Consider the following 15,456-nt stretch of genomic DNA (forward strand, 5'->3'; position numbering starts at 1 on the left):
GGCTCACGCCCCCGCGCGGCGCTCGCTGGCGGCGCGCAGGCCCGGGGTGCGTGCACCGTCGCGGGTCATGCTGGCCAGAATCTCCATGGCGCTGTGGCCCTGCTCGATGGCAATGCCAAAGCGCACGCTCTCGATCAGGCGCGCCAGGCGCTTGGGGTCATTGCGCTGGGCCGGGCTGATCAGGCGCTTGGCCACCACGCCCTGATCGTCGGACAGGGTCAGCATGATGCTGCCATCGAGCCGCTCGATACTCAGGTTGACCCGGTAGGTGTCGGCAAATGCAGCGTTGATCTGTTGGAAGGGGTTGACCATGGGGCTGTACCTGGCAAAGACATGTTCTGATTGACCGGGCCCTGGCCAGGTTGGTTCAGGTGGCGTTGCGGGGCAGGTGCCGAGTGGTCAATAAAAAAGGCGAGCCGTGGCTCGCCTTCTTTCATTGCCTTGGCTGTCAGGCCTGACGGGCCTGCAGGGCTTGCTCGTTCTCCAGGAATTCTTCCTGCAGCAGGGCATCGGCTGCCGGGGCGGTTGCGACCTTCTGGGTCACGCCGCGTTTGCCGCGCAGTTTGCCGAACAGGTGCTCGAGGGAATGCTCGAGTTTGGTCGCGGCGCCTTCGATGGCCTGCTCCAGGCTATCGGCCTTGTGGCTGACGGAAATCGGTTGATGGCCTTTGGGGCGTGCCTCCATCTGGCAGCGCATGTCGTGGGGGCCTGGCTTGTCGCCGTTCTCATCGCGCAGGTGGACTTCGATGCGGGTGAGGTCTTCTTCGTAGCGTTCGAGCGTGCTTTCTACCGTAGTGCGTACCCACTCTTCGAGACGGGCACTGCTTTGGATATGGTTGTCGCTGTTGACTTGGATTTGCATAGTTCAATCCCTTATTCAGCTAGCTCGCAAGAGAACGATGCGGGCCATTGCGGCCTGTGGAAATCATCGCCTCTTGACTACAAGGTCAGGCAGTTGGCAGAACTTTTCAAGTGCTTGAAGAAGAAAAATATTTTGTGGCAATTAAACACGTGAAAGGTTGTCTGGGGGTGTCCTGAGTCAATGCGCGACCCCCCGGCAAGGTGCGCTCCTGTAGGAGCCGGCCTTGCCGGCGAAGCAGGCGCTACCGATCAGAAAGCGACCGATGTCTGCAGATAGACCGTCCGTGGCTCACCCACATACTTGCCCTTGTTGTTGTCGTCGAACGAGCGCGTGAAGTACTGGTGGTTGAAGATGTTCTTCACCCCCACCGCCACGTTCAGGTTCGACAGCTGCGGCCCGAAGTCATAGCCGGCGCGGCTGCTGAACAGCATGTAGCCCGGGATGCGCCCGGCCGCGCCGTCTGCGCTTTGGGCCGAGGTGTTGGCGTTGTCGGCGAACTGGCTGCTCTGGTAGGTGCTGTCCAGGTTCAGCTTCCACGGTCCGTCGGTGTAACCCAGCCCCAGCGTGCCCTTGTGCCTGGAGGAGAACGGCACACGATTGCCCTTGTTCGGCCCATCTTCGCGGATGGTCGCGTCAACGAAGGCATAGCTGGCGTACACATCGAACCCGGCCAGCGCCGGCGTGAGGCCGTCCAGCGCGTACTTCACGCTCGTTTCCAGGCCCTGGTGGCGGGTTTCACCACGGGCGATCACGTCGTCGGTGGTCTGGTTGCTTTCGTACTGGTTGTCGAAATTGATCAGGAACAGCCCGGCCTCGGCCTGCAGGTTGCCGTTGTCGTAGCGCGTGCCCAGCTCCCAGGTGCGGGCCTTCTCGGGCTTCACTTCACCCTGGTTCACGCGGTTGGGCATCTGGCTGTACTGCACGCTGCCGAACGAACCCTCGGTGTTGGCGTAGAGGTTCCAGCTGTCGCTCAGGTGGTACATCACGTTCAGCGCCGGCAACGCGGTGTTGTAGTCGCCCTTGTATTCCAGGCCCTTGAGCTTGTTGCTCTGCTGCGACTTGATCATCTCGTAGCGGATACCCGGGGTGATGGTCCACTGGCCGATGTCGATGCGGTCATCCAGAAACAGCGCATGGGCATCGGTGCCGCCACGGGTGTCGCGGTCGTTGGGGCTGGAGGTGGTTGGCAACTGGCCGGCGCTGACGCTCTCCATGTAGCGCAGCTCGTGCCCGGCCTCGTTGATGTAGCGGTAGCCCAGGCCCACCTCGTGGTGGCTGTCGCCCAGCGCAAAGCCCTGGGTGAAACGGGTTTCGATGCCGCGCACCCAGTACTCGCGCGGCGACAGCGAGATCGACCTGTTCTGCACCAGGTAGCCACTGCGCAGGGTCTTGGTGAAGAAGCTGTTGACGCTGAACTGGCGCTCGCCTTCCTTGTAGTCGTAACCGGCGTTGAACATCGTGCGCCGGCCCCAGAACTTGTCCTGCAGGCGGGTCGACTGGTACGGGTCGGCGTCGTAGTCGGCCACGTTGAGGCCGCCGGGCATCTGCGCCTCGCCCTCGTAATACTGCGCCATGGCATGCAGGCTGTTGGCCTCGTCCAGTTGCAGCTTGCCCTTGAGGATCAGGTCGTCGATCTGCGTGTCGCTGTGCTCGCGCCAGTCGCCACCGCGGGTGCCCGAATACAGGATCGCGCCGCCCAGGCCGTTGTCGGCGGTGCCGCCGGCCAGCAGGTTGGCGCTGCTCTTGAAACCGTCATGGCTGGAGGAGGGGCTGGTCTGGGTCTGCAGGCCGGCCTTCAGCGTGGGTTCGTCGGGGATCGCGCGGGTCACGAAGTTGACGATGCCGCCCACGTTCTGCGGCCCGTAGCGCACGGCGCCGCCGCCGCGTACCACGTCCACCGCGTCCATGTTGCCCAGGCTGATCGGCGCGAACGACAGCTGTGGCTGGCCATAGGGCGCAAACGGCACCGGAATGCCGTCCATCAGCACCGTTGAGCGCGAGGCCAGGCGCGGGTTGAGCCCGCGAATGCCGAAGTTCAGCGCCATGTCGTGGCTGCCGGTGCCGTTGTTTTCCGGCGCATTCACCCCGGGTATGCGGTTGAGCACTTCCCGTGCGCTGCTGGCGCCGGTGCGTTCGAACTCTTCACGGCGGATCACGTCCCGTGCGCCGGGGTGTTCGAACACGTTGTCCTGGGTGGCTTCACCCAGCCAGTCGCCGACCACGCTGGAACTGCCCAGCTCCAGCGGCGCGCCGGCGGCCGGGGCCAGCGGTTGCAGGCTGTAGGCGTTGTCGCCTTCGGCGCGGGCCTGCAGGCCGGTGCCTTCAAGCAGCGCGGCCAGGCCCTGTGCAGTGGAATACTCGCCTTCCAGGCCACGGCTTTTCACGCCCTGGGTCACCTGCGAGCCGAACGAGATCAGCACGCCGCTTTCACGCCCGAACTGGTTCAGGGCGTCTTCCAGCGACATCGGGGCGATGTGGTAGGTGCGTGCCTGGGCGGCGTGCAGGGGCGCAACGGCGCCGAAGGTGAGGCTGGCGCCCAGCAGCAGGGCATGGGCGAGGGGGCTTAGGCGAAGCGGCATGCAAAGGGTCCTTGAGAAGGTCGGGGCAAAGGGTTCTGCCTTCTCTGTCACGCGAGATGAAAAAACGGCTCAAGGTTCTGAAAATAATCTCAGGCGCGGGCTTCTACCGTGACCCAGTAGCGGGTGAAGCGCCGCACGCGCACCGGCAGCGACACCTCCAGCAGGTCCAGGATGCGTTCGCTGTCGGCCAGCGGGTAGCTGCCCGACAGCAGCAGGTCGGCCACCGCCGGATCGCACGTGAGCTGGCCGCGACGGTAGCGGGCCAGGTCGTCGATGAAGTCCCCCAGGCGCGTATGCGCAGCCACCAGCATGCCGTCGACCCAGGCGCCGGTGTTGGCATCCACCGCATCGGTGGCGCCCCAGCGTGGCCCGTCGAAACGCGCCTGCTGCCCGGCTTCAAGCGCATGCCCGGCAAGCATCGCCCGGCCCTGCAGCACCGCCACCTGGCTGTGGTCGGCCCACTGGCGCACGTTGAAGCGCCCGCTCGACAGCTGCAGCAGGCCGTTGCCGGTCACCACGCGCAGGGGGCGGGGGTCGTCGGCCACATTGAGCAGCAGTTCGCCTTCGAGCAGGTGGATCAGCCGCTGTTCGCGGTCCAGACGCACGTCGGCGGCGCTGGCGGTGTTCAGGTGCAGGTGCGTGCCGTCGTCCAGGCGCATCTGGCGGCGCTGGCCCAGCGGGCTGCGGTAGTCGGCCAGCAGGGGCGGCAGCGGGTTGTGCTGCTGCAGGGCCAGCCCGCAGGCGCCGCCCACCCCGAGCAGCAACAGCGCCTTGAGCGCGCGCCGCCGGCTGGCCGAGCGTGGCGCCTGCAGGGCGGCGTGCGCCAGTGGCGAAGACAGCCCGCGCAGGCGCTGATTGACCCGCTGTATGTGTTCCCAGGCGCGACGGTGTTCTTCGCTGGCCTGCAGCCAGTGCTCCATGGCCAGTTGCTGGCGGCTGTCGAGGGCACCGCCCTGCAGTTCGATCAGCCAGTGCACCGCCTGTTCTGCCACCTTTGGCGAGAATTCCTGGGCGTTCACAGGGCGAAGTAGCAGCGCATGGCCGCCTTGTTCAGATGGCGCTTCACGGTGGCCAGCGAAATGCCCAGCTGCCGGGCGATGTCGGCGTAGCCCAGGCCGTCGACCTGGGCCATCAGGAAGGCGCGCTTGACCACCACGGGCAGGCCGTCGAGCAGCCGGTCGAGTTCGATCAGGGTTTCCAGAATGATCGCGCGATGTTCTTCGCAAGGCGCCACCGCTTCGGGTAGCTGGGCCAGTGCCTGGTAGTAGGCGCGTTCCAGGTCCTGGCGGCGGTAGTGGTTGAACAGCACGCGCTTGGCCACCGTGGTGAGGAAGGCGCGAGGTTCGTTGAGCGTTGGTGTTTCGCGCGCCTGCAGCAGGCGCATGAAGGTGTCCTGGGCCAGGTCGGCGGCGCTGTGCGGGCAGCCCAGGCGCTGTCGCAGCCAGCCGGTGAGCCAGTTGTGATGGGCGCTGTAGAGGCCTTCGAGCGAAGCAGGGGCGGGCTGGGCACTGGGCACCGTGACAACTCCGGCGCCGGGGGGTGCGCAAAAGAATAAGAATTGTTCGCATTGTAGGATTTGAAGCCACAGGCTTCAAGCCACCCGCTGCAAGCGGCCATACCACCGATCTGCTTCTTCATGGCCGGTTGAAGCGGTGTCTTTGCATCTGCGAATATTAATCATTAATATTACGCCCCTCCTCACACTGGACCCGCTGTCATGAAAAGCAAAGCCGCCGGGCTGCCCTTCAGTTATCGCCTGGCCGTGACCTCGCGCAGCCTCGCGGCGCTGCTCGGCGGTTACCTGCTGGCGGCCATGGCCAGCGTGTGCATCACCCTGTTGGTGCCCATGCCCAAGGCCGACGCGGTCGTCACCGGCATGATGCTGTCGTTTCTGTTCTACCTGGTGGCGATCCTCTGGTGCTTCGCCTGTCGCAGCGCCTGGCATGCCTGGCTCGGGGTGCTGCTGCCCGGCGCCGCGCTGGCCGCCATCAACGGCCTGGCCTACTGGATGCAAACCCCATGAAAGAAGGCTTTCGCCAGGCCATGGCCTGGCTGCACACCTGGGCCGGGCTGATCTTCGGCTGGCTGCTGTTCGCGATCTTCCTCACCGGCACGCTGTCGTACTTCAAGAGCGAAATCAGCCACTGGACCCAGCCGGAGATCCCGTACCGCACCCTCGACACCACCGCCAGCCTGAGCCTGGCGCAGCGCTACCTGCAAACCAACGCCGCCGATGCCGGCAGTTGGTTCATCCAGTTGCCCGAAGCGCGCGACCCGACCCTGCGCGTGGGCTGGCGTGCACCCGGCGCTGGCCGGCGCGATTTCAACGAAAAGATCCTCGACCCCGCCACCGGCAATCAACTGCACCCGCGCGACAGCAGCGGCGGCGAGTTCTTCTACCGCTTCCACTTCCAGTTGCAGATGCCCTACCCGTGGGGCCGCTGGCTGTCGACCTTCTGCGCGCTGATGATGCTGGTGGGGCTGGTCACCGGCATCATCACCCACAAGAAGATCTTCAAGGAGTTCTTCACCTTCCGCCCCGGCAAGGGCCAGCGTTCCTGGCTCGACGGCCACAACGCGATCGGCGTGCTGGTGCTGCCGTTCCACCTGATGATCAGCTACAGCAGCCTGGTGATCTTCATGGCCATGGTGATGCCGGCCAGCATCAGCACGATGTATGGCGACAACCTCCAGGCCTATTACAACGAGCTGTTTTCGCGCGATGAGCCGGTCAAGCCGGCGGGCACCCCGGCACCGCTGGTGCCGCTGGCGCAGCTGTATGCCCAGGCGCGCCAGCAGGCGCCCGGCAGCGAGATCAGCTGGGTCGAGGTGCAGAACCCCGGTGACCTCAACGCACGGGTGCGCCTGGTGCGTGCCAGCAACGAGGGTATCGCCCAGAACCGCGGCGCCGGCTGGCTGTTCGACGGCGTGCAGGGCACCCCGCTCAAGGCCCCGGGCGAGCAGAGCACGCCGTTGGTGATTGCCGCCGGCATGTACGGCCTGCACATGGGCCACTTCGCCGGCCCGACGCTGCGCTGGCTTTACTTCGTGTTCGGCCTGGCCGGCACTGCCGTGATCGGCACGGGGCTGGTGATGTGGCTGGGCAAGCGCCAGCTCAAGCACGCCAAGAGTGGCAACCAGCCCTTCGAGCTGCGTCTGGTCGAGGTGCTCAACATCGCCAGCATGAGCGGGCTGATCCTCGCCGTGGCGGCGTTCTTCTGGGCCAACCGCCTGTTGCCGGTGGCCCTTGAAAGACGTGCCGATCTTGAGGTCGACAGCTTCTTTGCCGTCTGGGGCCTGGCCCTGCTGCACGCACTGTTGCGCCCCGGGCGCCGCGCCTGGGGCGAGCAACTGCTGCTGGGCGCGGTACTGTTCGCCGCCTTGCCGGTGCTCAACGCCCTGACCACCGGCACCGGCCTGCTGCCTGCGATCGCCCAGGGCGACTGGATGATTGCCGGGTTCGACCTCACGGCGCTGGGCTGTGGCCTGCTGCTGGCCTGGATGGCGCGCAAGATGCTGCGCCCGCAGGTGTTGGCGCCCAAGCGCGCGGCACGCACGCCCAGGGCCGCACCGCTGATCGAAAGCGAGGTGCAGTGATGCTGGCCATCGCGTTGTTCGGCTTTGCCGCAGTGGCGGCGTTGTGCCTGGCCATGGAGCGCCATTACACCGACCTGCTGGGGCACAAGCCTACGCCCCGCCGCCTGCGTGGCCTGCGCATGGGCGGCTGGTTGCTGATCGCCGTGGCACTGGGGCTGGCGGTGCGTCACAGCGGCTGGGCCATGGGCCTGGTGGAGCTGAGCGCGGTAGTGATGGGCGGCTTGTGCGCGTGGGTGTTCGTCCTTCCCTACGCCCCGCGCCTGCTGCTGGGCCTGGCCGCGGCCAGCCTGGTGCTGGCGCCGCTGGCACTGCTGGCGCCGTACTGAAACGATGAGCGAGCCGCTCGACAGCCACGACGACGCCCCGGGCCGCGCACGTTTCGTGCAGGTGTTCGTGGCCCAGCGTGCGCGCATGGAGCGCCTGGTCAGCCGCCGCGTGGGCTGTCGGGCCACCGCCGCCGACCTGGTGCAGGAACTGTTCCTGCGCTTCTGGCGTCGCCCGCAGGTCGAGGTCGAGGCGCTGGACACCTACCTGCTGCGCTGCGCCGGCAATATCGCCATCGACCACCTGCGCAGCCAAGGCGCCCGCGAGCGGATCAACGACAGCCTGCTGGCGCCGCATCAAGACAACCATGCCAGCGAGCCCGAGGCCGCGCTGGAGGCCGGCAGCGACCTGCGTCGGATCGAGGCTGCCCTGCGCGAGCTGCCCGAGCGCACCCGCCAGATCTTCCTGCTCAACCGTGTTCACGGCCGCACCTATGCCGACATTGCGCGGGCCATGGGCCTGTCCCAAAGCGCCGTGGAAAAACATATGATGCGTGCCCTCGAGGCCTGCAAGGCGAGTATCGCCGCCGAGCCTGCCGTGCCCCGCAAGCCAGGGAATGCCCCGCGATGAACGCTCCAGCCCCACCTACCGCCGAACAGCAGCAGGCCGCGCTCGCCTGGCTCGGCCAGATCAACCAGCAGCCCGCGCGTGCCGAGGGCGCCGCGTTCAAGCGCTGGTTGCTGGCCGACCCTGCGCACCCGCAGGCCTGGCGCCAGGCCCAGGCGCTGTGGCAGCAGACCGCCGCGCCTGCAGCACGCCTGGCCGCCGAAGACGCCCCGGCACTGGACGCCTACCTGCGCGCGATGGACCGGCCTCGGCGCCGTTGGCCGGCCCGTGTGGCCGGGTTGGCACTGGCTGCCAGCGTGGTACTGGGCGTGGCGATGGGGGCGGGCTGGCACCCGGCCAACTGGGTCGATGACCTGGGCGCCGATTACGTGGCCGCGGTGGGCGAGCTCAAGGCCGTGACCCTGGCCGACCAGTCACACCTGCTGCTGGATGCCGACAGCGCCATCGACGTGGACTTCAGCGGTGGGCAGCGTCGCGTGCAGGTGCGGCGCGGCGCGGTGTTCTTCGAGGTCACGCATACCGGTGCGCCGTTCACCGTGCAGGCCGATGGCGGCGAGGTGCGGGTGATGGGTACCCGGTTCGAGGTGCGTCGCCAGCCCCAGGGCACCACCGTTACCGTGCTATCGGGCAAGGTCGGGGTCACGCCGGCGCCGGGGCAGTCGCAGCAGGTGCTCACGGCCGGCCAGCAGGTGGAGTACGCCCAGGGCCTGGCCGGTGCAGTGCAGGGCGTGGACAGCGAGAACCGCCTGGCCTGGCGCCAGGGCTGGCTCAACTACTACCAGGCGCCGCTGGCGCAGGTAGTCGACGACCTGGTCCGGCATTACCCCGGGCGCATCGTGCTGCTGGACGACGCCCTGGCGGCGCGCAAGGTAAGCGGCAGCTTCCCCGCCGCCGACCCGCTGGCGGCGCTGGACGCCCTGGGGGCGGTGGCCGGCTTCCAGCGCAAGACCCTGCTCGGGCGGGTCACGCTTCTGCGCTGAAAAATATTTTCACGGCCCGGTGAGGTAAGTACGTGCGGCAACCGTGTAGTGATTGAAAGTGCGATTCATTCGCATGAAATAGGTTCACTCACAGGTCGACGGCATGAAGTTCAGGGCAAAATCATCGTTGGTGCGTTGCGTTTCAATCGGGCTTGGGGCGGCAGCGTGGCTGCCGCTGGGGGCGGGCGTGAGCCAGGCGGTGGCGGCGCAGCAGGTCGAGCAGGTGTACCGCTTTGCCCAGCCCAGCAAACCCTTGCCCCAGGCGCTCAACGACTTCAGCCGGGTCACCGGGTTGAGCGTGGTCTACACCGTCGAGCTGCCCGGCCTTGCCGCGCCGGCCCTGACGGGCACGTTCAGTGCCGAGCAGGCCCTGCAGCGCCTGCTGGGCAACAGCGGCTTCACCTACCGCCGCGTGAATGCGCGCACCCTTACCGTTGAACCGCTGGCCCAGGCCGGTGCACTCAACCTCGAGCCCACCACGGTCTCGTCCCAGCAGGACAGCGTCGGCAGCTACCAGCCGCCGGCCACCAGCGCGATCATGCGCAGCCAGGTGCCGAACCTGGAGATCCCCCAGGCCATCAACGTGGTGCCGGCCCAGGTGCTCGCCGACCAGGCGCCGCGCAACCTCGACGATGCGCTGAGCAACGTCAGCGGCATCACCCAGGGCAACAACTTCGGCGCCACCGCCGACACCGTGATGAAGCGCGGCTTCGGCGATAACCGCGACGGCTCGATCATGCGTGACGGCATGCCGCTGGTGCAGGGGCGCAGCCTCAATGCCAGCACCGAGCGGGTCGAAGTGCTCAAGGGCCCGGCCTCGCTGCTGTACGGCATCCAGGACCCGGGCGGGGTGATCAACGTGGTCAGCAAGCGCCCGCAACTGCAGCGCTACAACGCCCTGAACCTGCGCGGCTCCAGCTATGGCAGCGGCAAGAACGGCAGCGGCGGCGGGCTCGACAGTACCGGCGCGCTGGGCGACAGCAACTTCGCCTACCGCCTGGTGCTCGACCACGAGGACGAAGACTACTGGCGCAACTTCGGCACCCACCGCGAGACGCTGGTGGCGCCGTCGCTGGCCTGGTTCGGTGAAGACACCCAGGTGCAGCTGGCCTATGAGCACCGCGAGTTCCTGTACCCGTTCGACCGCGGCACGGCCATCGACCCGCGCACCAACCACCCGCTGAACATCCCCAGCACACGTCGGCTGGACGAGCCCTTCAACAACATGGAAGGGCGCTCGGACCTGTACCGCCTGGAGGTCGACCATCAGCTTGCCGATGACTGGAAACTCCACTTCGGCTACAGCTTCAACCGCGAAACCTACGATGCCAGCCAGGTGCGCGTCACCGCGGTTGACCCTGCCAAGGGCACCCTCACGCGCAACCTGGACGGCACCCGTGGCGCCCTGAGCAGCGACCGCTTCGCCACTGTCAGCCTGGACGGCAAGCTGCAACTGGCAGGCATGCAGCACGACGTGCTGGTGGGGGTGGATGACGAGTACCGCAAGGTGTTTCGTGCCGACCTGATTCGCGGCGCCCGCAACACCTTCGATTACCTGGACCCGGTGTACGGCCAGGTCCAGCCCGGCACCGCCGTGCGCGACAGCGACAGCGACCAGACCGACAAGCTGCGTAGCAACGCGTTGTTCTTCCAGGACTCGATCCACCTCGACGAGCACTGGATTCTGGTGGCCGGTGCGCGCTATCAGCAGTTCGACCAGTACGCCGGTCGCGGCCGGCCGTTCAAGGCCAACACCGACAACAGCGGCCAGGCCTGGGTGCCGCGTGCGGGGCTGGTGTACAAGGTCGACGACACGCTGTCGTTCTATGGCAGCTACACCGAGTCGTTCAAGCCCAACTCCAGCATCGCGCCGATGACCGGTGGCCTGGTGCTGGATTCCTCGATTGCCCCCGAAGAGGGCAAGTCGTGGGAGCTGGGGGCCAAGCTCGACCTGCCGGGGGCGATCACCGGCAGCGTGGCGTTGTTCGACATCACCAAGCAGAACGTGCTGGTGGCCAATTTCGACACGGCCACCGGCGACACCCTGTACAGCAGCGCCGGCGAAGTGAAGTCGCGCGGCCTGGAGATGGACCTCACCGGGCAGGTGAGCGAGCGCTGGAGCCTGATCGGCAGCTATGCCTTCACCGACGCCCAAGTGTCCCAGGACCCCAAGCTCAAGGGCAACCGCCTACAGAACGTGGCGCGGCATACCGGGTCGTTGTCGGCGGTGTATGACGTGGGCAGCCTGTTCGGTGGTGATCGCCTGCGGGTCGGCGCCGGGGCGCGCTATGTGGGCGAGCGGGCCGGCAACGCGGAGAACGATTTCGACCTGCCGGCGTACACCGTGGCGGATGCGTTCGCCAGTTATGAAACCCGGCTGGATGAGCACAAGGTGCGCTTTCAGCTGAACGTGAAGAACCTGTTCGACAAGACCTACTACAGCTCGGCGGTAAACCGTTACTTCGTGGCAGTGGGGGATTCGCGGCAGGTGAGCCTGTCGAGCACCCTGGAGTTCTGAGAGCACAGGAAGAACACCCACCGTGAGGGCGGTGGGGGCCCTGTGGGAGCGGGCTTGACCCGCGATCAGCGGCGCATGGCCAACCGATAATCCCCCGGCGTGGCCCCCACCACCTGCCTGAAGCGATTGCTGAAATGGCTGGCACTGGCAAACCCGCACGCCAATGCCACCTCGCCCAACGCCCCGTCGCCACAGCGCAGCAGCTGGCGTGCCCGGGCCAGGCGCCGCGCCAGCAGGTACTGGTGCGGCGGCAGGCCGAAGCTTGCGCGGAACATCCGTGCAAAGTGGTAGTGCGACAGGTTGCACAGCAACGCCAGCTCACCCAGGCTGATCGCCTGCTCCAGGTGCGCCTCGATGTAGTCGGCCAGGTGCCGGCGCTGATGCGTCGCCAACCCGCCCTTCAGGCGCAGCCCCCGACGCAGCCCCACCTGGTTGAGCACGGCATGGTCGAGAATCTCGTGGGCCAGGCTGCTGGTCAGCAGGCGCTCGCCCGGCTCGTCCCAGTTCAGCTCGATCAGCCGGCCAAAGCGCAGCGCCTGCTCCGGGTCGTCTATGAAGGTCGCTTCGTGCAGTTGCACCTCGCGCGGTTCGCGGTCCAGCAGGCGGGTGCAGGCCAGGGCGAACTGCGCCTGGCTGATGTACAGGTGCGCCAGGCGGATGCTGCCGTTGATCACCCAGTTCGAGGCGTGCTCGGCCGGCAGGATGCACAGCTTGCCGGGCCCGCCCTTGGCGGCGGGGCGATCCCGGCGAAAGGTGCCGGTGCCGCCGGCGATATAGCACGACAGCGTGTGGTGGCTGGGCGCTTCGTAGTCGCGGGCGTCGTGGCGGTTGTTCCACAGGGCTGCGACCAGCTCGTCGCCGAGCTGCGCACTGTGTTCCAGGCGGGCATTGGGCGAGGCGTGCATGGCTTGAAAGACTTGCAACTGGTCCAGCGGCGTCATGGGGTCTACCTCTGTCGGCCATCCTACTCGCGGCCACCGGGCCTGACAGCCCCGCCCAGCAAAAAACCGCAAGTTTGTGCAAGCGCACGGGCGGCCCGCGCCGGACACTGCAGGCTGTCGTGAGGAGTGCATGCCATGAACCTGTCGTTGTACCTGCTGACCGTGCTGATCTGGGGCACCACCTGGATCGCCCTGAAACTGCAACTGGGGGTGGTGGCCATCCCGGTGTCCATCGTCTATCGCTTTGCCCTGGCGGCGCTGGTGCTGTTTGCCGTGCTGTTGATCGGGCGGCGCCTGCAAGTGATGAACCGGCGCGGGCACCTGATCTGCCTGGCGCAGGGGCTGTGCCTGTTCTGCGTGAACTTCATGTGCTTTCTGACGGCCAGCCAGTGGATCCCCAGCGGCCTGATCGCGGTGGTGTTCTCCACCGCCACGCTGTGGAACGCACTCAATGCGCGGGTGTTCTTCGGGCAGCAGGTGGCGGCCAACGTGCTGGCGGGTGGGGCGCTGGGGCTGGGCGGGTTGGGGCTGCTGTTCTGGCCGGAGCTGGCCGGGCATGCGGCCAGCCGCGAAACCCTGATCGGCCTGGGCCTGGCGTTGCTGGGTACGCTGTGTTTCTCGGCGGGCAACATGCTCTCGAGCCTGCAGCAGAAGGCCGGCTTGCGGCCGATGACCACCAATGCCTGGGGCATGCTCTACGGGGCCGGAATGCTGGCGCTGTACTGCGTGGTCAGCGGCATACCGTTCGCGATGGAATGGAATGTGCGGTATGTGGGGTCGCTGCTGTACCTGGTGATCCCGGGGTCGGTGATCGGCTTTACCGCGTACCTGACGCTGGTGGGGCGCATGGGGCCGGAGCGTGCGGCGTACTGCACGGTGCTGTTCCCGCTGGTGGCGCTGAACGTGTCGGCGTTCTACGAGGGGTACCAGTGGACAGCGCCGGCGCTGGGCGGGCTGGTGCTGGTGATGCTGGGCAATGTGCTGGTGTTCAGGAAGGGGCGGGTGGTGACGCCTTCGCCGGCAAGGCCGGCGCCTACCAGGGCCGCGTAACCCTTGCAGGAGCCCGCCTTGCTGGCGAATGGCAGCCTTACTTCCACACCTGCGGGTTCACCAGGTCGCGCGGGCGCTCGCCCAGCAGTGCCGCGCGCAGGTTGTCGATGGCACGGTTGGCCATCGCCTCGCGGGTTTCGGCCGTGGCCGAGCCCACATGCGGCAAGGTCACCGCATTGGCCAGCTGGAACAGCGGCGAATCGCTCAGCGGCTCCTTCTCGTACACATCCAGCCCTGCACCGCGAATCGTGCCCTGCTGCAACGCCGCCACCAGCGCCGCCTCATCCACCACCGGCCCGCGCGACACGTTGACCAGAAACGCACTGGGCTTCATCAGCTTCAGTTCGCGCTCGCCAATCAGGTGCCTGGTGTTGGCCCCCAGCGGCACCACCAGGCACACGAAGTCGGCTTCGGCCAGCAGTTGATCCAGGCTGCGGTACTGCGCGCCCAGTTCCTGCTCCAGCGCGGTCTTGCGGCTGTTGCCGCTGTAGATCACCGGCATGTTGAAGCCGAACCGGCCACGCCGCGCAATCGCCGCGCCGATGTTGCCCAGCCCGACGATGCCCAGCGTCTTGCCATGCACGTCGCTGCCAAAGTGTGCCGGGCCCACGGTGGCTTTCCATTCGCCGGCCTTGGTCCAGGCGTCCAGCTCGGCCACCCGCCGCGCCGCGCTCATGATCAGCGCAAAGCCGAGGTCGGCGGTGCTTTCGGTGAGGACGTCAGGGGTGTTGGTCAGGGCGATGCCGCGCTGGTTGAAGTAGGCCAGGTCGTAGTTGTCGTAACCCACCGACACGCTCGACACCACCTGCAGCTGCTCAGCGTTGTGCAGCTGCGCTTCGCCCAGCTTGCGCCCCACCCCGATCAGGCCGTGGGCCTGGGGCAGCGCTTCGTTGAACTGGGCATTGATGTCGCCCAGCTTGGGGTTGGGCACGATCACGTTGAAGTCTTGCTGCAGACGCTCGACCATCGGGGCGGTGATGCGGCTGAAGGCCAGTACGGTCTTTTTCATCGGCGAACTCGCTGCGGGCAGGGGAGAATGGGTAGCACGCTATCATTCTCCGCCGCCCCTGTGCAGCAAGATTTCAGGTGGCGATGAGCAGCTCGTGGGTCTTGAGGTCGGCCTCGTGGGCCGCGAGGATCTCCGGCAGCGAGTTGCGCAGGTACTCGACCCAGGTCTTGATCTTCGCATCCAGGTACTGGCGCGAGGGGTAGATCGCGTACAGGTTCAGCTCCTGCAGGCGGTACTCGGGCATCACCCGTACCAGGCTTCCGTCGCGCAGGCCGTCGATGGCCGAGTAGATCGGCAGCACGCCCACGCCCATGCCGCTGCGGATCGCCGCCTTCATGGCATCGGCCGAGTTCACCTGGAAGGGCGCCTGGGTGATGTTCACCACCTCCTGGCCCTCGGGGCCGTCGAACAGCCATTTTTCCAGCGGGATCACCGGGCTCACCATGCGCAGGCAGGCGTGCTTGAGCAGGTCGGCCGGCTTGTGCGCCACGCCGTGGCGCTTCACGTATTCGGGCGAGGCGCACACGATGCTGTAGGTGATGCCCAGGCGCTGCGACACAAAACCCGAGTCCGGCAGCTCGCTGGCGAGCACGATGGACACGTCGTAGCCCTCGTCCAGCAGGTCGGGCACGCGGTTGGCCATGGTCAGGTCGAAAGTCACGTCGGGGTGGGTTTCGCGGTAGCGGGCGATGGCGTCGATGACGAAATGCTGGCCCACGCCGGTCATCGAGTGCACCTTCAGTTGCCCGGCCGGGCGCGCATGCGCGTCGCTGGCCTCGGCCTCGGCTTCCTCCACATAGGTGAGGATCTGCTCGCAGCGCATCAGGTAGCGCTTGCCCGCTTCGGTCAGTGCGATGCGCCGGGTGGTGCGGTTGAGCAGGCGGGTTTGCAGGTGCGCTTCAAGATTGGAAACCGCCCGCGACACGTTCGCGGTGGTCGTATCCAGTTGCACGGCAGCGGCGGTGAAACTGCCGACTTGCGCGACGCAACTGAAAGCACGCATGTTTTGCAGGGTGTCCATGGGGCGCT

15 protein-coding genes are annotated in these 15,456 nt (G+C 66.8%); 7 read left to right on the forward strand and 8 right to left on the reverse strand.

The window, feature by feature from the left end; translation table 11 throughout:
- Window positions 1-3 precede the first annotated feature (3 nt).
- The 5 genes from DN387_RS00400 to DN387_RS00420 all read right to left on the reverse strand — a co-directional run bounded on the left by DN387_RS00400 (window position 4) and on the right by DN387_RS00420 (window position 4,957).
- Complete coding sequence (locus DN387_RS00400) at window positions 4-312, reverse strand: DUF3509 domain-containing protein (protein ID WP_054914876.1); 309 nt, start codon at window positions 310-312, stop codon at window positions 4-6.
- A gap of 136 nt (window positions 313-448) precedes the next feature.
- Window positions 449-862, reverse strand: coding sequence for an HPF/RaiA family ribosome-associated protein (locus tag DN387_RS00405; protein ID WP_043860410.1), 414 nt, complete (start codon window positions 860-862; stop codon window positions 449-451).
- 248 nt (window positions 863-1,110) lie between these two features.
- Window positions 1,111-3,441 carry a TonB-dependent Fe(3+) dicitrate receptor FecA gene (gene fecA / locus DN387_RS00410; protein ID WP_054914875.1) on the reverse strand — a complete coding sequence of 777 codons (2,331 nt, stop codon included), beginning with the start codon at window positions 3,439-3,441 and terminating at the stop codon, window positions 1,111-1,113.
- An 89-nt stretch (window positions 3,442-3,530) separates the two neighbouring features.
- A complete protein-coding gene (locus tag DN387_RS00415) occupies window positions 3,531-4,460 on the reverse strand; it encodes a FecR domain-containing protein (protein ID WP_054914874.1) in 930 nt (309 codons plus the stop codon).
- On the reverse strand, window positions 4,457-4,957 hold the full coding sequence (locus DN387_RS00420; RefSeq protein ID WP_054914873.1) for a sigma-70 family RNA polymerase sigma factor: 501 nt from the start codon (window positions 4,955-4,957) through the stop codon (window positions 4,457-4,459). Before DN387_RS00420 ends, DN387_RS00415 begins: the two co-directional genes overlap by 4 nt.
- 201 nt (window positions 4,958-5,158) lie before the next feature.
- Here DN387_RS00420 and DN387_RS00425 point away from each other — a divergent pair, with 201 nt between their 5' ends.
- The 6 genes from DN387_RS00425 (at window position 5,159) to DN387_RS00450 (ending at window position 11,427) form a co-directional block, all read left to right on the forward strand.
- Window positions 5,159-5,464: a DUF3649 domain-containing protein gene (locus tag DN387_RS00425; RefSeq protein ID WP_054914872.1), complete on the forward strand. Its 306-nt coding sequence runs from the start codon at window positions 5,159-5,161 to the stop codon at window positions 5,462-5,464.
- On the forward strand, window positions 5,461-7,038 hold the full coding sequence (locus DN387_RS00430; RefSeq protein ID WP_054914871.1) for a PepSY domain-containing protein: 1,578 nt from the start codon (window positions 5,461-5,463) through the stop codon (window positions 7,036-7,038). Before DN387_RS00425 ends, DN387_RS00430 begins: the two co-directional genes overlap by 4 nt.
- On the forward strand, window positions 7,038-7,364 hold the full coding sequence (locus tag DN387_RS00435) for a DUF3325 domain-containing protein (RefSeq protein WP_043859708.1): 327 nt from the start codon (window positions 7,038-7,040) through the stop codon (window positions 7,362-7,364). The genes DN387_RS00430 and DN387_RS00435 overlap by 1 nt, the downstream gene beginning before the upstream one ends.
- Before the next feature lie 4 nt (window positions 7,365-7,368).
- Entirely contained in the window at window positions 7,369-7,932 is a 564-nt protein-coding gene (locus tag DN387_RS00440; protein WP_054914869.1) for an RNA polymerase sigma factor, read from the forward strand.
- Complete coding sequence (locus tag DN387_RS00445; protein ID WP_054914868.1) at window positions 7,929-8,909, forward strand: FecR domain-containing protein; 981 nt, start codon at window positions 7,929-7,931, stop codon at window positions 8,907-8,909. Before DN387_RS00440 ends, DN387_RS00445 begins: the two co-directional genes overlap by 4 nt.
- A 103-nt stretch (window positions 8,910-9,012) precedes the next feature.
- Window positions 9,013-11,427: a TonB-dependent receptor gene (locus DN387_RS00450; protein WP_054914867.1), complete on the forward strand. Its 2,415-nt coding sequence runs from the start codon at window positions 9,013-9,015 to the stop codon at window positions 11,425-11,427.
- 65 nt (window positions 11,428-11,492) lie between these two features.
- On the opposite strand, the gene DN387_RS00455 is transcribed toward DN387_RS00450, so the two are convergent.
- Window positions 11,493-12,368 (reverse strand): AraC family transcriptional regulator, encoded by an 876-nt coding sequence (locus DN387_RS00455; RefSeq protein WP_043859711.1) that lies wholly within the window; start codon window positions 12,366-12,368, stop codon window positions 11,493-11,495.
- A gap of 135 nt (window positions 12,369-12,503) precedes the next feature.
- Between DN387_RS00455 and DN387_RS00460 the strand changes: the two genes are divergently transcribed.
- Entirely contained in the window at window positions 12,504-13,418 is a 915-nt protein-coding gene (locus DN387_RS00460; protein WP_054914866.1) for a DMT family transporter, read from the forward strand.
- A 37-nt stretch (window positions 13,419-13,455) separates the two neighbouring features.
- Here the strand turns inward: DN387_RS00460 and DN387_RS00465 are convergent, their stop codons facing one another.
- Together DN387_RS00465 and DN387_RS00470 are read right to left on the reverse strand one after the other, a co-directional pair.
- Window positions 13,456-14,427: a D-glycerate dehydrogenase gene (locus DN387_RS00465; RefSeq protein WP_054914865.1), complete on the reverse strand. Its 972-nt coding sequence runs from the start codon at window positions 14,425-14,427 to the stop codon at window positions 13,456-13,458.
- Between the two features lie 73 nt (window positions 14,428-14,500).
- Window positions 14,501-15,448: a LysR family transcriptional regulator gene (locus DN387_RS00470; RefSeq protein WP_043860975.1), complete on the reverse strand. Its 948-nt coding sequence runs from the start codon at window positions 15,446-15,448 to the stop codon at window positions 14,501-14,503.
- Window positions 15,449-15,456 lie beyond the last annotated feature (8 nt).

It is taken from the genome of Pseudomonas sp. FBF18 (genome assembly GCF_024261405.1).
Classification (GTDB): domain Bacteria; phylum Pseudomonadota; class Gammaproteobacteria; order Pseudomonadales; family Pseudomonadaceae; genus Aquipseudomonas; species Aquipseudomonas palmensis.

Bases quoted from the DNA above. Each gene is read 5' to 3' on its own strand.
- DN387_RS00400 (WP_054914876.1), bottom strand. From the start codon at position 312: ATGGTCAACCCCTTCCAACAGATCAACGCTGCATTTGCCGACACCTAC.
- DN387_RS00405 (WP_043860410.1), bottom strand. From the start codon at position 862: ATGCAAATCCAAGTCAACAGCGACAACCATATCCAAAGCAGTGCCCGT.
- fecA (WP_054914875.1), bottom strand. From the start codon at position 3,441: ATGCCGCTTCGCCTAAGCCCCCTCGCCCATGCCCTGCTGCTGGGCGCC.
- DN387_RS00425 (WP_054914872.1), top strand. From the start codon at position 5,159: ATGAAAAGCAAAGCCGCCGGGCTGCCCTTCAGTTATCGCCTGGCCGTG.
- DN387_RS00430 (WP_054914871.1), top strand. From the start codon at position 5,461: ATGAAAGAAGGCTTTCGCCAGGCCATGGCCTGGCTGCACACCTGGGCC.
- DN387_RS00435 (WP_043859708.1), top strand. From the start codon at position 7,038: ATGCTGGCCATCGCGTTGTTCGGCTTTGCCGCAGTGGCGGCGTTGTGC.
- DN387_RS00440 (WP_054914869.1), top strand. From the start codon at position 7,369: ATGAGCGAGCCGCTCGACAGCCACGACGACGCCCCGGGCCGCGCACGT.
- DN387_RS00445 (WP_054914868.1), top strand. From the start codon at position 7,929: ATGAACGCTCCAGCCCCACCTACCGCCGAACAGCAGCAGGCCGCGCTC.
- DN387_RS00450 (WP_054914867.1), top strand. From the start codon at position 9,013: ATGAAGTTCAGGGCAAAATCATCGTTGGTGCGTTGCGTTTCAATCGGG.
- DN387_RS00455 (WP_043859711.1), bottom strand. From the start codon at position 12,368: ATGACGCCGCTGGACCAGTTGCAAGTCTTTCAAGCCATGCACGCCTCG.
- DN387_RS00460 (WP_054914866.1), top strand. From the start codon at position 12,504: ATGAACCTGTCGTTGTACCTGCTGACCGTGCTGATCTGGGGCACCACC.
- DN387_RS00465 (WP_054914865.1), bottom strand. From the start codon at position 14,427: ATGAAAAAGACCGTACTGGCCTTCAGCCGCATCACCGCCCCGATGGTC.
- DN387_RS00470 (WP_043860975.1), bottom strand. From the start codon at position 15,448: ATGGACACCCTGCAAAACATGCGTGCTTTCAGTTGCGTCGCGCAAGTC.